15 protein-coding genes are annotated in these 16845 nt (G+C 61.1%); 6 read left to right on the top strand and 9 right to left on the bottom strand.

Annotated features, from left to right (window positions below):
* Positions 1–28: 28 nt before the first annotated feature.
* From BUB53_RS14710 to BUB53_RS14700, 3 genes are all read right to left on the bottom strand, one after another.
* Positions 29–1399: a glutamate--cysteine ligase gene (locus tag BUB53_RS14710; RefSeq protein WP_073035541.1), complete on the bottom strand. Its 1371-nt coding sequence runs from the start codon at positions 1397–1399 to the stop codon at positions 29–31.
* Positions 1400–1463: 64 nt separating this feature from the next.
* The gene (locus BUB53_RS14705) at positions 1464–1976 is read right to left on the bottom strand and encodes a hypothetical protein (RefSeq protein WP_073035540.1); all 513 of its coding nucleotides are present in this window, start codon (positions 1974–1976) and stop codon (positions 1464–1466) included.
* Positions 1973–2698, bottom strand: coding sequence for a 16S rRNA (uracil(1498)-N(3))-methyltransferase (locus BUB53_RS14700; protein ID WP_073035539.1), 726 nt, complete (start codon positions 2696–2698; stop codon positions 1973–1975). The genes BUB53_RS14705 and BUB53_RS14700 overlap by 4 nt, the downstream gene beginning before the upstream one ends.
* Positions 2699–2709: 11 nt before the next feature.
* On the opposite strand from BUB53_RS14700, the gene ubiA reads away from it, so the two are divergent.
* The 3 genes from ubiA to BUB53_RS14685 all read left to right on the top strand — a co-directional run bounded on the left by ubiA (position 2710) and on the right by BUB53_RS14685 (position 5967).
* Positions 2710–3678, top strand: coding sequence for a 4-hydroxybenzoate octaprenyltransferase (gene ubiA, locus BUB53_RS14695; protein WP_073035538.1), 969 nt, complete (start codon positions 2710–2712; stop codon positions 3676–3678).
* 62 nt (positions 3679–3740) lie between these two features.
* The gene (locus BUB53_RS14690) at positions 3741–5654 is read left to right on the top strand and encodes an OmpA family protein (protein WP_073035537.1); all 1914 of its coding nucleotides are present in this window, start codon (positions 3741–3743) and stop codon (positions 5652–5654) included.
* Entirely contained in the window at positions 5641–5967 is a 327-nt protein-coding gene (locus BUB53_RS14685) for a hypothetical protein (RefSeq protein ID WP_073035536.1), read from the top strand. Before BUB53_RS14690 ends, BUB53_RS14685 begins: the two co-directional genes overlap by 14 nt.
* Positions 5968–5972: 5 nt before the next feature.
* Here the strand turns inward: BUB53_RS14685 and BUB53_RS14680 are convergent, their stop codons facing one another.
* From BUB53_RS14680 to BUB53_RS14670, 3 genes are all read right to left on the bottom strand, one after another.
* Positions 5973–6911: a sterol desaturase family protein gene (locus BUB53_RS14680; RefSeq protein ID WP_073035535.1), complete on the bottom strand. Its 939-nt coding sequence runs from the start codon at positions 6909–6911 to the stop codon at positions 5973–5975.
* Positions 6908–7300 (bottom strand): hypothetical protein, encoded by a 393-nt coding sequence (locus tag BUB53_RS14675; RefSeq protein WP_073035534.1) that lies wholly within the window; start codon positions 7298–7300, stop codon positions 6908–6910. The genes BUB53_RS14680 and BUB53_RS14675 overlap by 4 nt, the downstream gene beginning before the upstream one ends.
* A gap of 76 nt (positions 7301–7376) precedes the next feature.
* Positions 7377–8279 carry a DMT family transporter gene (locus BUB53_RS14670; protein ID WP_073035533.1) on the bottom strand — a complete coding sequence of 301 codons (903 nt, stop codon included), beginning with the start codon at positions 8277–8279 and terminating at the stop codon, positions 7377–7379.
* Between the two features lie 262 nt (positions 8280–8541).
* Between BUB53_RS14670 and BUB53_RS14665 the strand changes: the two genes are divergently transcribed.
* The 3 genes from BUB53_RS14665 (at position 8542) to gndA (ending at position 12180) form a co-directional block, all read left to right on the top strand.
* Positions 8542–9726 carry an aspartate aminotransferase family protein gene (locus tag BUB53_RS14665; protein WP_073035532.1) on the top strand — a complete coding sequence of 395 codons (1185 nt, stop codon included), beginning with the start codon at positions 8542–8544 and terminating at the stop codon, positions 9724–9726.
* A gap of 86 nt (positions 9727–9812) precedes the next feature.
* Positions 9813–10739, top strand: a complete 927-nt coding sequence (gene argF, locus BUB53_RS14660) for an ornithine carbamoyltransferase (RefSeq protein ID WP_073035623.1) — start codon at positions 9813–9815, stop codon at positions 10737–10739.
* A 40-nt stretch (positions 10740–10779) separates the two neighbouring features.
* On the top strand, positions 10780–12180 hold the full coding sequence (gene gndA / locus BUB53_RS14655) for an NADP-dependent phosphogluconate dehydrogenase (RefSeq protein WP_073035531.1): 1401 nt from the start codon (positions 10780–10782) through the stop codon (positions 12178–12180).
* On the opposite strand, the gene BUB53_RS14650 is transcribed toward gndA, so the two are convergent.
* The 3 genes from BUB53_RS14650 to hrpB all read right to left on the bottom strand — a co-directional run bounded on the left by BUB53_RS14650 (position 12181) and on the right by hrpB (position 16749).
* Positions 12181–13662, bottom strand: a complete 1482-nt coding sequence (locus tag BUB53_RS14650; RefSeq protein WP_073035530.1) for an inorganic phosphate transporter — start codon at positions 13660–13662, stop codon at positions 12181–12183.
* 96 nt (positions 13663–13758) lie between these two features.
* Positions 13759–14217: an NUDIX hydrolase gene (locus BUB53_RS14645; protein WP_073035529.1), complete on the bottom strand. Its 459-nt coding sequence runs from the start codon at positions 14215–14217 to the stop codon at positions 13759–13761.
* A gap of 75 nt (positions 14218–14292) precedes the next feature.
* Positions 14293–16749: an ATP-dependent helicase HrpB gene (hrpB, locus tag BUB53_RS14640; protein WP_073035622.1), complete on the bottom strand. Its 2457-nt coding sequence runs from the start codon at positions 16747–16749 to the stop codon at positions 14293–14295.
* Positions 16750–16845 lie beyond the last annotated feature (96 nt).

Genomic DNA, 16845 nt, shown 5'->3' with positions numbered 1-16845 from the left:
GTACCGATGGGCAAAATGCCCCCGGTGATCAGTAGGAATATTCCTTGTAAATCCGGGTCAGATCGCCCTGCCAGTCGCCGTTGTAATGCTCCAGCAACTCGTCGGCAGGCACCTGTCCGCTTTCCACGCTTTCCTTGAGTGCATTGAGGAAATGGGTCTCGTCCGGGATCATCCCGTTGGCGCCCGTGCGCGCACGCGCCTTGAGGCCTGCCTCGGAAATCGCCAGAACTTCGCGCGCCAGATCGTGCATGTCGATCCCGCCCACCTTGGCCTGCAACGCGTCCTTGCCCGCTGCCACACGCAGCGCTTCGCGGGTCTCCGCATCCCAGCCTTTGACCAGATCCCATGCGGCGTCCAGAGCGGTCTGATCGTAGGTCAATCCGACCCAGAACGCGGGCAGCGCACACAGCCGCCGCCAAGGCCCGCCATCGGCACCGCGCATCTCGATAAATTTCTTGATCCGTGCCTCGGGGAAGATCGTGGTCAGGTGATCGGCCCAGTCCGAGAGGGTGGGTTTTTCACCGGGCAATGCGGGCAGTTCGCCCTTCAGGAAATCACGGAAGGACTGACCGAGCGCATTGATGTAAACCCCGTCGCGATAGACAAAATACATAGGGACATCAAGGGCATACTGGACCCATGCCTCGAACCCGAAGCCTTCGTCAAAGATGAAGGGCACCATTCCCGTGCGGTCTGCGTCAAGATCGCGCCAGATGCGGCTGCGCCAGCTTTTGAAGCCGTTGGGCTTGTTTTCAAAGAACGGCGAATTGGCAAACAATGCGGTCGCAACGGGCTGGAGGGCGATCGCGACACGCATCTTCTGCACCATGTCCGCCTCGGAGCCGAAATCCAGATTGACCTGAACGGTGCAGGTTCGGCGCATCATCGACGTTCCCATGGTGCCGACCGATTGCATGTAGGAATCCATCAGCTTGTAACGCCCCTTGGGCATCAGCGGCATTTCCTCGTGCGTCCATATCGGCGCTGCGCCGAGCCCGATGAAACCGACGCCGATTTCGTCGGCGATGTCTTTCACCTCACGCAGGTGTTCGTTGACCTCGTCGCATGTCTCATGGATCGTTTCCAGAGGTGCACCGCTGAGTTCCAGTGCCCCGCCGGGTTCGAGGCTGACATTCGCACCGTCCTTCATCAGGCCGATCAGCTTGTCGGCCTCGCGCAGTTCGGACCAGCCGTGACGGTCGCGCAGGCCTTCGAGAACGGCCAAAATCGAACGCTCGCCTTCATAGGGCAGGGGCTTGAGGGTGTCCTTGCAATAGCCGAACTTTTCATGCTCGGTGCCGATACGCCAGTCTTCGGGCGGTTTGCAGCCGCTTTCCATATACTCCGCCAGTTGTTCGTGCCGTTCGATCGGCCCGCCTCCGGATTGGGGTATGGACATGAGCGTCTCTCCTGCCTTGCCGCGCAACAATGACTGCCACAAGTGGCCGTATTCTCGCGGGGTGTCAATGCAGGGCGTTTGTGTGTTTCTGCCAGATCACGATGGAGTCATGGCTGTCACGCCGCATTTGCGCCAGCATCCGTTCCGTCCGAATTCCCGGAAGCGTGGCGAAAGCATCGAACAGAAGATCCGAACCGCCGGCGGTGAGCGGGATGTAAAGATCCGGCTGCCCCGGCTGGCTGAGAACCCAATGCGCAGGATGGGCGGCACGGTCGAGCGACAGGCGGGTCATCTCACCAAGGGCCACCACGCCGCCGGTCAGCGGCCCGAAATAGGCGATCTGCCGTTCATCGACCTGTACGATGCCGGGGCCACCCTGGATGGTACGAAAACGGGCCCGCTGAAACCCGGCGATGGCCAATACAATCCCGGCCAGGATCAGGGCATAGCCCAGCCAGTGCAGCATGCCAAACGTGCCGAGAGCCCACCACAGTCCAAGTGCAAGCAATGCCGCGCCGGTCAGCCCTTCGCGCCAACGCCAAAGTGCGGCGCGGGCCTGCGGGCGGACGAAACTCATGACCAGTCCCCAAGCGTCGTTTGCCAGACGGTCAAGGCGGCCACGGCAGCGGTATCGGCGCGCAGGATACGTGGGCCAAGGCTGACGGGGTGGGCAAAGGGCAGGGCGTTCAGCCGGGTACGCTCATCGTCGGAAAAGCCGCCTTCGGGGCCGATCAGGATCGCCCATTTGTTGCCACCCACCGTTCCAAGGGTCTGAGCCGCACCGACAAGAGCCTCGTCACAGAACATCAGGTGCCGGTCTTCCGGCCAATCTGACAGCAGGCGATCAAGCTTTTGCAGATTGGCGACTTCGGGCACATAGGTGCCCCCGCATTGTTCGGCGGCCTCGACCGCGTGCGCTTGCAAGCGGTCCTGCCGAATCCGTTCGGAATTGGTAAACGCGGTCTGTACCGGCAGAATCCGCGCCGCGCCCATTTCGGTGGCTTTCTCGACGATAAAGTCGGTGCGGGCCTTTTTGATCGGGGCGAAGAGCAGCCAAAGGTCGGGGGGCATTTGCTGCGCGCGCGTCTGCTCGTCGGTCCTGAGCAGACCACTTCGCTTGGAGGCCGCCTGCACTGTCGCGTGCCACTCGCCATCCCGCCCGTTGAACAGCAACACGGTATCGCCCTCGCCGCGTCGCATTACGCCGAACAGGTAATGCGCCTGATCGCGGTCCAGAGGAACCGTTTGCCCTTCCCCCAGGGGGTGATCTACATAAAGCCTGATTTTCGCATCTGCCATGGGGGCAACATATGACCGGCAAGAACCAGACGCCAGAGGCCACGACAGGTCAGGTGGCCGACGCGGTCAAGGGCAACTGGGTGGACCGATTAGCCCCGGCCTCGACACGTCCCTATCTGCGGCTTGCTCGTGCCGACCGCCCGATCGGGACATGGCTGTTGTTGCTGCCCTGCTGGTGGGGTTTGCTGCTGGCGATGCTGCATGACGGGCTGGCTGGCTGGCATGATCTGTGGATATTCGCGGGATGTGGGATCGGTGCGTGGCTGATGCGTGGGGCGGGCTGCACGTGGAACGATATTACCGACCGGAATATCGACGGCAGTGTGGCGCGTACCGCATCGCGCCCGATTCCGTCGGGGCAGGTCAGTGTCAGGCAGGCGCTGATGTGGCTGGTCGTGCAGGCCCTGATTGCGTTCTGCATCCTGTTGACCTTCAATCTGGCCGCCATCGGGCTGGGTATTCTGGCGTTGCTGCCTGTGGCCATCTACCCGTTTGCCAAGCGGTTTACGTGGTGGCCGCAGGTGTTTTTGGGCCTGGCCTTCAACTGGGGCGCGCTGTTGGCCTGGACGGCGCATACCGGCCAGTTGGAATGGCCTGCGGTTCTGCTTTACCTGTCGGGGATCGCCTGGACACTGTTCTATGACACGATCTATGCCCATCAGGACAAAGAGGATGATGCGCTGATCGGGGTGAAATCCACGGCCCTCCTGTTTGGCGATGCGACACCACGTTGGTTGCTGGGCTTTATGATCCTGACGATGCTTTTGCAGATGCTTGCGGTGATACTGGCCGGGATCGGGGGAAGTTCGCTTGCCTTGTTGGTGGCGCTTCTGGCACCTTGGGCCATGGGGCTTCACATGCATTGGCAATTGCGTCGGCTGAAGCTCGACGATGGTGAGCGGCTGCTCAGGCTGTTTCGGTCGAACCGCGATGCCGGATTGCTGCCTGTGCTGATTTTCGCCGTCGCGCTGTTGCTGTGATTGAACTCGGCTCCGGCAGGGCCTAAACACTGCCTCAACAATAACTTGCGGGCCTCACCCTCATGCGCCTGTCTACGATACTGGTTATCGCAGCCACTTTTCTGATTTCCGCCGCCATGTGTCTGATGGCGGCCCGTTTCGCCGTCACCGCGATTGAGGATTCGTCGCGCACCGCCGTGCGTGACACGCTCGACCAGAATGACATGGTATGGGCCGAGGTCGATGCCAACGGCTTACAAGTGTTTCTGGCTGGCACAGCCCCGTCGGAGGCGGTCAGGTTCAAGGCGTTGTCCGTTGCTGGAACCGTGGTAGACGCCGCCCGGGTTATCGACCAGATGCTGGTGGCAGACAGCGAGAATGTCGCACCGCCCAGATTTTCCATTGAAATCTTGCGAAATGACAGTGGCATCTCGCTTATCGGGCTGGTCCCTGCCGCAACCGACCGTGACGCGTTGATGGAAGAGATCACCGACGTCGCGGATGGAGCGGCAGCGTCGGATTTGCTGGAATCGGCGGATTACCCACAGCCCGAAGCCTGGGAAGAAGCGCTGGAATATGCGGTCGACTCCCTGAAGCTGTTGCCGCGCGCAAAGATCTCCGTGGATGCCGAGCGCGTTCTGATCACGGCCATGGTCGACAGCGAGGCCGCGAAACGCCAGCTCGAGATCGATCTTGCGCGCAATGCTCCGACCGATATTCGTCTGGCATTGGATATTTCTGCTCCGCGTCCCGTGATCACACCGTTTGCCTTGCGGTTTCTGATCGAAGATGGTCAAGCGCGGTTCGATGCCTGCGCCGCCGACACCGAAGAGGCCCGCGACCGTATATTGACCGCTGCGGGCAGGGCTGGCCTTGCGGAAAAAGCGGAATGTGTCATCGGCCTTGGCGTTCCCTCCCCGAAATGGGGGCAGGCGGTGGAAATGGCTATCGATGCGCTTGCCGAACTGGGAAATGGCAGCCTGACATTTTCGGATGCCGATATCTCACTTATCGCGGCAACCGGTACGTCCGAGGCGCAGTTCGACGAAGTCGTCGGCCGTCTTGAAACCTCGTTGCCCGAAGTGTTCGCATTGCATGCGGTTTTGCCCAAGCCTGAGGACCAGGAAACGATCAAGCCGGAATTTACCGCGACGCTGTCGCCTGAAGGACTGGTGCAAATCCGGGGGCGCGTCGCGAGTGAACTGGCGCGGGAAACGGTCGACAGTTTCGCCAAGGCGCGGTTCACCTCGGATGCGGTGCATACAACCGCCCGAGTGGTCGAGGGATTGCCGCGCGACTGGTCCCTGCGTGTGCTGACAGGGGTTGAAGCACTCAGCTACCTGTCGAACGGTTCGGTCATGGTCAAGCCCGATGAGGTGACAGTCAATGGCAATACCGGGCGTAAGGACGCCAATGCGATGATCTCGAGCTTTCTGTCGGACAAACTGGGCGAGGGAGAACAGTTTTCGATAGATGTCACCTATAAGGAAGAGCTCGATCCGATTGCCAGCCTGCCGACCCCCGACGAATGTGAAGCCGACATCGCCGAAATCCTGACCGAGCGTAAGATCAACTTCGAACCGGGGTCGTCGCGGCTTGACGCGGCCGGGGTGGCGATCATGGACGATATCGCCACCATCCTGAAGGAATGCGGCGATATTCGCATGGAAATCGGCGGTCATACCGATAGTCAGGGCCGCGAAATCATGAACCAGAACCTGAGTCAGGAACGTGCGCAGACGGTTCTGAACGAGTTGCGCAAACGCCGGGTTCTGACATCGTCCTTTACCGCCAAGGGGTATGGTGAAAGTCAGCCGATTGCGGACAACGATACAGAAGAAGGCCGCGAGGCCAATCGCCGTATCGAGTTTCGCCTGATTCGGCCCAAGCCGGTCGAAGAAGAGCAGACAACGCTTGAAAGCCTTGAAGAACCGCGCGAAGAAGGTGACGATCAGGCCCAGCAAGGTCAGGAAGACACGTCAGATGAACAGAACTGAATTCATTATCGTCACGGCGATTATTCTTTTCGTGGCTTTCTGCATGGGGTGGTTTGCAAACTGGCTGGTGCATCGTTTCATCCGCGTTGCGCAATCGGACGTGGGTGAACTCGAAAAAATGGCGCAAGAGTTGCACGAGGCCGAGGAAACGCGCGATCAGGCGATCACTTATCTGCAACAGCGTGAAGCCGAACTGACCAATCAACTGGCACAAACCGAGGCTGAACTTGCCGCCACGATGGACGGGCTGCGCGAGGCCCGGTACGAGGCCGAGCAACTGCGCTCTCATCTGGATCGCGTCGGAACCGGCTGAGCGGATCAATCGGTAGCGGAAAACCCCGGCGATCCGCGGTCTTCTGGATGATGAGCCAGATGCTTGCGCTTGATTTCCTCTGACGTGTCGCGACTGCCGTCATGGCTCCATCCCGGCGGGGCGATGCAATACATCAGCCGGTCACGCCAGGTCAGGCCCGGTTGCGTGGCATCGCGAAAAATGCCCACCCATTCGTGAAAGGCCACCCGGATCGGGTTGAAGGTGCCCAGGTTGTGAACCAGCCCGTACCGGGGTTTTTCCTGTTCCAGTTCCGGCACGAAGGTGCCGAACATCTTGTCCCAGACGATGAAGACGCCGGCGTAATTGGCATCCAGGTACCGTGCGTTGCGTCCGTGGTGAACCCGGTGATGGCTTGGGGTGTTCATCACGGCCTCGAACCAGCGAGGCATTCTTCCGATGGCCTCGGTATGAATCCAGAATTGATAGATCAGGTTCAGCCCCCCGCAGAACAGAACCATGGCCGGATGGAACCCCAGCAGGATCAACGGTGCGCGCACGATCATCATGAATGTGAATGTGCCGGTCCAGGTCTGCCGCAGTGCGGTTGTCAGGTTGTAGTGCTGGCTTGAATGGTGATTGACATGGCTGGCCCAGACCCACCGGATGCGGTGGCCAAACCGATGCACCCAGTAATAGCGCAGATCGTCCAATACGAAACAAAGCGCGATTACCCACCACGATGTGCCCAGGTCCAGCGGTGTGGTCGCCCACAAGGCCATGAAGAATCCGTAGGCAATGAACCCCAGAAGGATACCCGAGGCGACATTGCCCGCCCCCATGATCAACGAGGTCAGCGCATCGCGCGTTTCATAGCGCCCGCCACGGCCCTTGATCACGATCCAAAGCAGCTCAATCAGAATGGCGGCGATGAAAAAGGGCACTGCCCAACTGACAATATCGGGAAAGGTGATCTGATCGGTCATGCCGGGGTCTCCATCAGGTGGGGCCAAAGCTCTGCCTCGTCCGGGGCGAGGCGAAGCCGGATGCGCGGCGCGGTATAGTCGGGCAGGTCGATACGAAGCCCATTGGTTGTTCGTTCGATCCTGGCGCCTGTCAGGTAACGGGCGGTTGTATCGGCCCCCATCGGCCAGACGATGCCATGGCCGTCGCGGGTTTCGATCAGGGCAGCGGTATGATCGTGGCTCAGCACGATACGGAGCGCGGGATCGTCGGGAAATTCATCCAGCCATGCCGTGCGCGCAGCGTCTTCGCTTGCCAGTGTCGCGGGGCGGGACAGCCCCAGAATGTGCAGCAGCACCGCGATCCCTGCGATCCCGGCGATCACCAACGGCACCAGAATGCCAAGCGGCATGGCATGTTCCTCCCTCCCGTTGATCTAGCCAAAATCCATGCCGGTTTGTCAAAGGTGGCGTAGCGTCAAACCCGCCCTATTGCCCCGCACTGCCGGGGGCGCGGGGTCTGCGTCCTTCTCGCCAGGCCAGCAACCCGGCGCCGGTCAGAATGATGAGCGCTCCGGCGACTGAAACTGTGTCGGGCAATACGTGAAAGACCAACGCATCGTAGATCGCGGCGAACACGAGCGCCGCATAGAAAAACGGGGCAACGAAACTGGCATCGGCGCGCGCCATTGCGTTGACGAAACAGGCTTGCGCCATGGCCATCAACACACCGACTCCGGCAAGGGCCGCCCATTGCTGCGCCGTCGGCATCTGCCAGACGGGGAGCATGGCGAGAGTTGCGATGAGCAGGCCGATACCGTTGTTGACCAGCAGGATCTGATAGGGTCCCTCGCGTCCGGACAGCCGCTTGATGGCGATCAACTCGGCCCCCAGAAGAAGGGCCGACCCTAGCGCCAGCATTGCGCCGAACTCGATCGCGCTACCGCCAGGACGGGTCAGGATCGCGGCCCCGGCAAGCGCGATCAGGGCTGCGGACCATCTGATCGGCCCGACTTTTTCGCCCAACAGCGGGATGGCAAGCATCATGCCGAATACAGGGTTAAGGAAACTGATCGCCGTGGCGTCCGACAGCGGAATGAACGCCGCCGCCGCGAACATCAGTGTCACCCCACCCCAGCCGAATGCCGAACGGACGGCATGCAGGCGAAAATCGGGACGCGTCATGCGTGGGCGCATGACGGCGATCATCATGGTGATGGCGATGAAGGCGAACAGGAACCGCCCATGGCTGATCTGCAATGCGTGCATCTCAGGCCCGAGAACGCCTGTTCCAAGGGCCTTGGCCAACAGGGTGGTTCCGGCGGCAAAGGCCGAGGCCGCCAGGGTCAGCATGGCGGCAAGGGCCGGGTTCTGTGGGCGCGGTATTTCCATGTAAAAAGCTGTGGCCGTAAAACCGTATGGCGGCAAGCGCGAAAGCGCTGTGCAGATTTTGCTTTCCGTAACGGGCCGGAGGCGCTAAGGGATGTGCATGATCAAACGCCGTACTCATATTGCCTGCCGACGTCGACGCTCCTGCGTCTGAGACGTCCGCCTGTTTGATCCCTGGCGCCGCATGCGCCGCAGTTTCGCGAAAATATTGACTTGCCCCCGCACCTGATGCACTCAAGGGGCTTTCCTAGCAAAGGATACGCACATGATCCCGTCCGTTCTGCCGACCTATAATCGGGCACCGCTGAGTTTCGTCAAAGGCGAAGGCAGCTGGCTGATCGAGGCTGACGGGCGCCGATTTCTGGATATGGGGGCCGGGATCGCCGTCAATGCGCTTGGCCATGCGAACTCCGATTTGATCGAGGCGCTGACCGAACAGGCCGGGAAGCTGTGGCATACCTCGAACCTCTACCAGATTCCCGAGCAGCAGGCCTTGGCCGACAAACTGGTCGATGCGACCTTTGCCGATACGGTGTTCTTTACCAATTCCGGCACGGAATCCTGTGAACTGGCCGTTAAAATGGCGCGCAAGTATTTCTATGAAAAGGGCGAACCGGAACGCATCGGCATCATTGCCTTTGAAGGGGCGTTTCATGGGCGGTCTCATGCGGCCATCGCCGCGGCAGGGTCGGAAAAGATGGTCAAGGGCTTTGGCCCTGTCTTGCCGGGTTTCACACAGGTGGCATGGGGCGATCATGACGGTCTGCATGCCGCCATTGACGAGACCACCGCCGCAATCCTGATCGAGCCCGTTCAGGGCGAGGGCGGTATTCGCCCGCTGCCCGATCAATGCCTCAAGGGGCTGCGCGATCTGTGTGACGAGAAGGGCATTTTGCTGATCCTCGACGAGGTTCAATGTGGCATGGGTCGCACGGGCAAGCTGTTCGCCCATGAATGGGCGGGGGTGGACCCGGATATCATGATGGTGGCCAAGGGTATCGGCGGCGGTTTTCCCCTGGGGGCGGTACTGGCCACCGAGGACGCTGCCAGCGGCATGACAGCAGGAACGCACGGATCGACCTATGGCGGCAACCCGCTGGCCTGTGCGGTCGGGGCAAGGGTGATGGACATCGTGTCGGACCCGGATTTTTTGCAATCGGTCAATGAAAAGGCAGGACGGTTGCGGCAGGGGCTGGAGGGGCTGGTGGCCTCGCACCCGAAGGTGTTCGACCATGTGCGCGGCTCGGGGCTGATGCTTGGGCTGAAATGCAAGGTTCCTGCCGCTGATGTGGTGGGCGCCGCCTATGACGCGCAGATGATCACGGTGCCGGCTGCCGACGATGTGGTGCGCCTGCTGCCGCCACTCAACCTCAGCGACGATGAGGTGACCGAGGCGCTTGCCCGCCTTGAAACCGCCGCTGTCCAGATCGAAACCAGCCAGGATTCCTGATTTCCACTGTCCCGAAAAACTCCGGGGAGTCGCGTATGGCGCGGCGGGGGCAGAGCCCCCTGACCCCGACAACCAAGGCCGTAACCATGAACCATTTTCTTGATATCCACAAAACCGACCCCGCCGACCTGCGGAGCATGATCGACAACGCCCGCACGATGAAAGAAGCCCGCAAGGGTCGTCTACGCGGAACGGTCGACGATGACACGCCGCTTGCCGGTCATATGGTCGCCCTCATCTTTGAGAAACCTTCGACGCGGACGCGTGTCAGCTTTGATGTCGGGGTGCGCCAGATGGGCGGGCAAACCATGGTACTTTCCGGGACTGATATGCAGCTTGGTCATGGTGAGACCATCGCCGACACCGCCCGCGTGCTCAGCCGCTATGTCGATCTTATCATGATCCGCACCTTCGATGAATCCGTGTTGCTGGAAATGGCCGAATATGCGGATGTACCGGTGATCAACGGCCTGACCGACCGCACCCATCCCTGCCAGATCATGGCCGATATTCTGACCTATGAAGAGCATCGGGGCTCGATCGCCGGGAAAAAGGTGGTCTGGTCCGGCGACGGGAATAATGTTTGCGCATCGTTCCTGCATGCCGCCGCGCAGTTCGGTTTTGATCTCACCTTTACCGGCCCGTCGCAACTCGATCCTGAGGATGAGTTCGTCGGTCTTGCCCGCAAGGCGGGCAGCACGGTGCAGATCGAACGCGATCCGGCCAAGGCCGTCGAGGGGGCCGATCTGGTGGTGACGGATACATGGGTCAGCATGCATGACAGTCAGTCCACCAAGGAACGTCGCCATAACATGTTGCGCCCTTATCAGGTGAACGAAGAGCTGATGAAACACGCCAAACCCGATGCGTTGTTCATGCACTGCCTCCCTGCGCATCGCGAGGACGAGGCGACCAGTGCCGTCATGGACGGCCCGCATTCTGTGATCTGGGACGAGGCGGAAAACCGTCTGCATGCGCAAAAGGCGGTGATGCGCTGGTGTCTGGGCGTCTGAAGTCATAGCCTTGCCTGACAGACACAGGGCGGGGATTGATATGACGACGGCGCAGATTGGTATCTACGGGCTCGGCACGATGGGCAGCGCCTTGGCGTTGAACCTGGCCGAACAGGGCATCGATGTGGCCGTTACCAACCGCGAGCCGGAACGGATTGCGCAGTTCATGGAGGACAGCGGCGATCTTTCCGCGCATCTTCGACCACATGAAACCCTGGCGGATTTCGTCGCGGGGTTGCAGGTGCCGCGTGTCGTTCTGTTCATGATCCCGTCGGGCCAGCCGATGGATGAGATGATTGAATGGATCGTACCGCTGCTTGATCGGGGCGATACGATCATAGACGCGGGCAATGCCGATTTTCACGATACGCGTCGCCGTGCCGCGGCCTTGGCCGAACAGGAGTTGCATTTCGTCGGCATGGGCATGTCAGGAGGCGAACAAGGCGCGCGGCATGGGCCGTCGATGATGGTGGGCGGCAGCGATCACAGCTGGCGGCAATTGTCCCCGATCCTGCGCCGCATCGCCGCCCGGTTCAACGATCAGCCCTGCGTGGCGCACCTGGGGCGGGACGGGGCAGGGCATTTCGTCAAGACCGTCCATAACGGCATAGAATACGCTGATATGCAGATGATTTCCGAGGTCTATGGCCTGATGCGCAATGGTCTGGGTCGGCCGCCGCACGAGATTGGCGATGTGTTCGATGGCTGGAATGATGGGCCGCTGGCCTCTTACCTGATTGAGATCACCGCTCGCATTCTCCATAGCATCGACCCCGAAACCGGCCACCCGATGCTTGATGTCATCAAGGACAGCGCCGGGCAGAAAGGTACCGGCCGCTGGACCGTGATCGAGGCTCTGCGCCTTGGCCAATCGGCAAGCACGATTGAGGCCGCCGTCGGTGCGCGCAGCTGGTCTTCAGAGAAAGACACCCGCCAGATTGCTGAAGAAACCCTTGGCGGTGCGCGGCTTGGGCTGGATTTATCGGTGCAGTCGCTGGCCGATGCATTGATGGCGGCGCGCATTCTGGCCCATGCGCAGGGGTTTCGCGTTCTGACCGCCGCTTCGCGGGAGCATGACTGGCAGCTCGATCTGGCCCGGATTGCCGAAATCTGGCGCGCGGGGTGTATCATTCGCTCGGCCTTGCTGGACGATGTCGCCGCAGCCTTTCACGCCGGACCCCGGGCCGGGGAACTGATCCTAGCCCCGGCCGTTGCCGAACGGTTGGCGCTCTGTGTTCCGGCCCTGCGCGAGGTGGTCTCGGCCGCAGTGCATTCCGGTCATGCCGTGCCTGCGCTGTCGGCAGCGTTGGCGTGGTACGATACGATGCGTCAAGGGTATGGGACGGCCAATGTCATTCAGGCGCAGCGCGATGTTTTCGGCCGGCACGGGTTTGAACGACTGGGCCAGGGCGGTGAGTTCCATGGCCCGTGGTGGGATTGATCAGCGGATCAGCGCATTCAACAGCAGGAAGATGACCGCCGACATTGCTGCCGCGGCGGGGACCGTCACGATCCATGCGGCGACGATTGTCATGAAGTGACTGCGGCGCACCAGTTTGCGGCGGCGGCGTTCCTCGGCAGGGATGCTCTTGGGCTTTCCCTGATTGGCGGAGTTGTTGCGCAGGCGGCGCTCCATGTGCCACTCGCGGAAGAAACCGACGCCAAAGACCCCTCCGACGGCGATATGGGTGGAACTGACCGGCAAGCCCAACCAACTGGCCACGATCACGGTGATCGCCGCCGACAAGGCGACGCAATAGGCGCGCATCGGGTTCAGCTTGGTGATCTGGCTGCCGACCATGCGGATGAGTTTCGGGCCGAACAGGAACAGGCCGAAAGAAATGCCGAAGGCACCGATCACCATCACCCACATCGGGATCGCGACCTCGCCGGCAAACGCGCCGAATTCATTGGCGTGAACGATCGCGGCCAAGGGGCCGACGGCATTGGCCACGTCATTGGCGCCATGGGCAAAGGACAATAGCGCCGCCGACAGAACCAGGGGCAGACCGAACAATGCCTTGAGAGATTTGTTACGGTTCTCCATTCCTTCGGACTGACGGCGGATCATCGGGCGGGTTGTGAAATATGTGACGACCCCAATCGCAAGACCGATCAGCAAGGCGGTTTCGAGGTCGATTTTGACGATGCGTTTCAGCCCTTTGAGCGCCAGATAGGCGGCAAAGGTCCCGGCCATGATGGCGACAAGGATCGGCACCCATTTGCGTGCGGCTGCAATCTTGTCGTCCTGATAGATGATACGATTCTTGATCAATGCCAGAAAGGCTGCCGCGATCACACCGCCGAGCACGGGCGAGATGACCCAGCTTGCTGCAATGGCGCCCATCGTCGGCCAGTTGACAGCTGTAAACCCTGCGGCGGCGATGCCCGCCCCCATGACGCCACCGACGACCGAATGGGTGGTCGAGACGGGTGCGCCGACCTTGGTGGCAAGGTTGACCCAAAGCGCCGCGGAAATCAGAGCGGCCATCATGGCCCAGGTAAAGACGCGTATTTCCTCCATCCCGCTTGGGTCGATGATTCCCTTCGAGATGGTCGACACCACATCGCCCCCGGCCAGCAACGCACCGGCACTTTCGCAGATGGCGGCGATGATGATCGCGCCGCTCATGGTCAACGCGTTGGCGCCGACGGCAGGGCCCATGTTGTTGGCGACATCGTTGGCCCCGATATTCAGCGCCATGTATGCGCCGAATACCGCTGCTGCGACGACAATCATGTTGTTGGGATAGGTGCCAAACAAAAGGGCGGCCGCAAATCCGGCGATTACCATGAATGCCAGAGCGATGCCCGGACCGATCAGAGGGCGCGCGACATAGCTTGTCGCGTACTCGATCTGGGAAATGCGGTTAAGGTCCTTGTCCAGTGTCTTCCACTGGTTGCTGTCAGAGGGCTCGGCCACAGCGCTCTCTCTCCCGTCATTTCGTGTCGGGGGACAGCGCTAGAATGACTCCGGGCTCATTTCAATGGCCGAAGTCATGAAATCGTTACAAATCTGTTACAGTTGCATCAAAATCGCTTTGAGGCCTGGTTCGTTCACCATTTCCGCAGCCTGATCGGCGCTTACCCATTTGCGGCGGCGTTCGCGCGCTTCGGGAAAGATGTCGGTCATCTTGGTAACATCAAGGCGGAATACCTGTACTTCTACCGGGGCATCGTACCCATCGTCGAGATGCTTGTCATAGCTGAAGGTGCCGACTGGCTCTTGCCCGATCGTGGCAGATTTGACGCCCGCTTCTTCCCAGGCTTCTTCCCTGGCCGCCTGAGCGGCGGATTTGCCCTCCATCAACCAGCCCTTGGGCACGATCCAGCGACCGCTGTCGCGGCTCGTGACCAGCAAGACCTCGGTGCGGTTGTCTCGCTGGCGACAGCACAGCGCGGCGACCTGGCACTCCGGGGGGCGGCGCAAAAGTGGCTGGACGACCTCGGCCCAGGCTTTTTTCAATCCATCAGTCATGGGTTTACGTTAGTCTGCTCTTATTTAAATCTTTGTTATCGAAGTAATATATGCGCGATCCGTGGAAATATCAAATCAGCCGCTGTTTCTGCGTTTGGCGCGCAGTGTCGGATCGGCCTGTGTCGGGTCTTCGGGCCATGGATGTTTGGGATAGCGCCCACGCATGTCCTTGCGTACATCGCCATAGCTGCTGGCCCAGAAACCGGGAATGTCGGTGGTTGTTTGCACCGGGCGTCCGGCGGGCGATAGCAGCGTCACACGCAGTGGCGTTCGCCCCACCAGGGGGTGGGTTGTCTGGCCGAACATCTCTTGCAGGCGCAGGCTGATTTCGGGCGCCTCGCCGCCATAGTCTATCGGGATTTTACGTCCGAGCGGCGTTGTGAAATATGCCGGAGCCAGGGCGTCCAATAGTTGCATTTGTTCGTAATCCAGATGCGCCCGCAGGGCGTCCAGCATGTCGAACTTTTTCCATTCCTGTGCGGTTTTGACCTTGCCCAGATAGGGCAATAGCCAGCGTTCCAGATCGTCCAGCAACGCGGTTTCCGTCATCTCGGGCAGGTTCTTTCCTGCCGCACGGATCAGTTCGACCCGAGCTGCAAACCGTTTGGCTGCATCGCTCCAGTTCAGGCCAAGATCGCGGACACCGTCCAGCATGGCGCGGGCAGTTTCCTCGGGCGGGGCGTCTTTCCATATCCGGTCATCCAGAACGATCGCACCGAACCGTTCCTGTCGCCGTGCGATTACCCGCCGCTCACGCTTGTCCCACAGGCAGACATCGTGCCATTCGATCTGATCGCTGAACTGAGTGCACAACTCGCTTTCCGTGATCGCGATAGCCTGCCGGATACGGGCTTCGCGCGGGTTGCCGTCCAGATCGGTGGCTACGATCAGGCGCGTGCCGGACAGATCGTCGCCTTCTGGCATCACGGCACCTTTTCCCCCTGACAGAACATAACGCGGCGCATCGCCTTTGCGGCGCAGTCCGACACGATCAGGATAGGCAAGTGCCGCCATTTCGGCGTCGCTCAGGCTGACCGGCCCGGCAGGGTTTGCTTGCCGGGCAAGACGTTTGGCTTCGGATTTGATCCGTTCCAACGCGCCCCGGTTGACGGCATGCGGGTGGCGTTGTTCGTACGTGCGCAGGTCTTTCAAAGCGGTCAGGCGCAACGCCAGATCAACGGGGGCACCACGGGACAATGGATCGCGATCAGATAACAGGGCCGCCAGCATTGCGCCCTCCGGACCCGCCTTGGCCATCATATGCGCAAGGCGTGGATGCAGGGGCAGGGCGGCGATTGCCTTGCCATGGGTAGTGATGCGGTTCTGTTCGTCGAGTGCGCCCAGCATTCTCAGCAGTGCTTGCGCCTCGGCATAGACACCGGGATTGGGCGGGGTGAGGAAGGCGAGTTCATCCGGTGTCGCCCGCCATACCGCCAGTTCCAGAGCAAGGCCAGCCAGATCGGCGGCTTCGATTTCGGCCGGGGGATAAGCGTGCAAAGCTCCCTCTTCGCCCTTGGTCCACAGCCGGTAACAGGTGCCTTCGGCCACACGTCCGGCGCGGCCTGCGCGCTGCGTGGCTTCGGCGCGGGTCACGGGTTCCGTCACCAGCCGTGACATGCCGCTGCCCGGGTCGAACCGCGCCCGCCGCGCCCGCCCGCCATCGACGACAACGCGAATATCCTCGATTGTCAGCGAGGTTTCCGCAATTGATGTGGCCAGCACGATCTTGCGTCCGTCGGCGGCGGGGGCAATGGCCGCGCGTTGCCTGGCAAAGTCCATTGCGCCAAAAAGGGGGCGAATATGGCAGTCCTCGGGCAGGCGGCCTTGTAACAACGCCTCGACACGCCGGATCTCGCCTTCACCGGGTAAAAACACCAGAACGCCTCCCTCGGTTTCCGAAACGGCGCGGATTACCAGATCGGTCAGGGCGGTCTCATACCGGGTCTGTTTTGGCACCGGTCGGTCCAGCCAGCGAGTCTCGACCGGAAAACTACGCCCTTGCGAGGTGATGACAGGCGCGCCGCCCATCAATTCGGCCACCGGTTCGGCGTCCAGCGTGGCTGACATGGCCAGCAGGATCAGGTCGTCCCGCAAGGCCCCTGCTACTTCCAGGCACAGGGCCAGACCCAGATCGGCATTGAGCGAGCGTTCGTGGAATTCGTCGAAGATCACGGCCCCCACGCCTGTCAGTTCCGGGTCGGACTGGATCATGCGGGTCAGGATACCTTCGGTGACCACTTCGATTTGCGTGGATTTCGAAATTTTCGCATCGCCCCGCACCCGATAGCCCACAGTCTGTCCGGGGTGTTCATTCAGAGTATGCGCCATGCGCTCAGCGGCGGCGCGGGCGGCCAGACGGCGCGGTTCCAGCATCAGGATACGCCCCTTGGTCAGCCCCGCGTGCAGCATTTCCAGCGGTACGACCGTGGTCTTGCCCGCGCCGGGCGGGGCTTGCAGTACGGCGCGCCCGTGATCGCGTAGTGCGGCAATCAGCGGCGCAATGGCGTCATGAATGGGCAAGTTTTTGGTCATGGCCACGTTATCGGTCATGCGAGCGTGATTTTCCATAGCCGCGGCAGAGGGCATGCTCTGGACATTTGGGGGTGGGCCACGTCATGTAGGCGCCCG

It is taken from the genome of Roseovarius pacificus (assembly GCF_900142665.1).
Lineage (GTDB): Bacteria > Pseudomonadota > Alphaproteobacteria > Rhodobacterales > Rhodobacteraceae > Roseovarius > Roseovarius pacificus.
This window is presented reverse-complemented; position numbering and strand designations above follow the sequence as displayed.